2 protein-coding genes are annotated in these 1,902 nt (G+C 72.0%); one reads left to right on the top strand and one right to left on the bottom strand.

Annotated features, from left to right (window positions below; genetic code table 11):
* Nucleotides 1-936 (bottom strand): IS701 family transposase (locus tag AOK23_RS26255; RefSeq protein ID WP_107102876.1); only part of this gene is annotated, 936 nt, incomplete at its 3' end.
* 462 nt (nt 937-1,398) lie between these two features.
* Here AOK23_RS26255 and AOK23_RS26250 point away from each other — a divergent pair.
* The coding region (locus AOK23_RS26250; RefSeq protein WP_276205759.1) for an AfsR/SARP family transcriptional regulator at nt 1,399-1,902 on the top strand (504 nt) is incomplete at its 3' end.

Raw genomic sequence — 1,902 nt, 5'->3', positions numbered from 1 at the left:
TGCCGGCCGGGGTCCCCGCCGTCGTCCGGGTGCCCGCGTCGACGCCGCTGCGGGTCGACCCCGCCGTCCTGCACAGCTACAGCGAACGGCCGGCCACGGCCGATCAGCTCGTCGCCGGGTGCCGGCGGCTGTGGCGGCCCGCACCCCGCGTCCCTCGGCGGGCCGCCACAGCCGCCGGCACCCGGCGACGAGCTGATCGGCCGTGGCCGGCCGTTCGCTGTAGCTGTGCAGGACGGCGGGGTCGACCCGCAGCGGCGTCGACGCGGGCACCCGGACGACGGCGGGGACCCCGGCCGGCACGAGCACCCGCAGCATCCGCGTGGGATCGAGTCCCTCCGCGTCGATGACGACGGGCCGCCGCGACGGCAGGCCGCGGCTCGCGTCGAGGGCGAGCCGGCCCGCGACCTCCTCCGGCCCGGCGGGCAGCGCGCCGGCCGGGATCTGCGCGCGGCGGCGCCGCCCGGGGTCGTCGAGCCAGGCGCGGGTCAGCAGCAGCGACCAGTCGCAGGGGACGGCCGTGTGCTCGGACGCGAGCCAGGCGCCGTACGCCTGCTGCCCGTGGACGGTCAGGCCGAGGTGCGGCACGAACTGCTGGTCGACGCCCACGGAGTGCGGCCCCGCCTTGGGGATCACCAGGGGCCGGACCACCCACGCGCGGGGAGCGACGGTGTCCTCGACGTACCCGGCGAGCGCGTGCCGCACCCGCGTCCAGTCCCACGAGGAGTTGCTGATGAAGTGGTGGACGCTCTGCTTGGCGGGCTCCCGGTCGGCGGGCTCGCCCTCCATCCAGTCGGCGATGTTCCGCAGCGTCTTGCGTCCCGGCACCGACAGCAGGGCCCGGACGTACCGTTCCGCCTTGAGCCGCTGGCCGCGCCGCGGCATCGAGGCGAACAGCCTGGAGCAGAGCTCTGCGACGTGGTCGCGATGGTCGTACATCGGCCTTCCCCCTCCGGACGGCGGCCGGAGCGGCTACTCCCGGCCAAAAAACACACTGGCCGTCGGCGGTACCGAGCCTTTCCCGGCGCGATTCCGCATCGGTCCCGCATGGCGGGAAGTCGTTGGCGCGGTGGGCCAACGGGGGCAGAACGGGCGCTCCGGAACGAGGGGTTGAAAATGGCCACCAGTTGACCTGGCGAGCCGTCACAGGAAATAAGCGTTTACCGTGACACTGCGGTTGCGGAGCGTACAAGTATCAATTGATGTGATCGAACAAGCCTGCATAGAATCTGGCAGCTGTCGATCAGACGTGAAAGATCGTCGACGGGGGGCTGTGCGAAGATGGCACATCGTGCTGCAGAAATTCGGAGCCCGAGATTCCGAATCCTTGGCGTTCTCGAAGGCCGGCACGAGGATTCCCCGCTGAAACTGGGCGGGGCTCTGCGTTCGCGCACACTGGTGATGCTGCTCCTGGAAGCGAACCGCGTCGTTCCCGTGCCACGCCTGGTGGAGGCCGCCTGGGACGACAATCCGCCGATCAGCGCCTCGCACCAGATCCGCAAGGCGGTCGCCGAACTACGGCAGCGCATACCGGGCGGGGCCGAGATGATACTGACCGACGGACCCGGCTACCGGGCGTCGGTGGGCGAGGACCAGCTGGACCTCAGCCAGTACCGCTCCCGGCTGCGCAGGGCGCGCAAGGCCGTGGAGGAAGGCCGCCGGGCCCTCGCCGCGGAGGAGCTGAGAGCGGCGATGGAGCTGTGGCGCGGCCCGGTCATGGCGGGCTTCGGCGGCTCGGTCATCGACGCGGCCTCGGCGGCGTTGGAGGAGCAGCATCTGGCGGCCGCCGAGCAGCTGTTCAGCCTCCAGCTGTCGGCCGGCGAGGCGTCGTCGGTCGTCGGCGAACTGCGGGTGCTGGTCAACCAGCACCCGCTGCGGGAGACCCTGCGCGGGCAGCTGATGCTG

The sequence above is a fragment of the Streptomyces torulosus genome (assembly GCF_001419765.1).
GTDB lineage: Bacteria > Actinomycetota > Actinomycetes > Streptomycetales > Streptomycetaceae > Streptomyces > Streptomyces torulosus.
The sequence above is the reverse complement of the archived record's forward strand: the minus strand, read 5'-3'. Positions and strand labels throughout refer to the sequence as shown.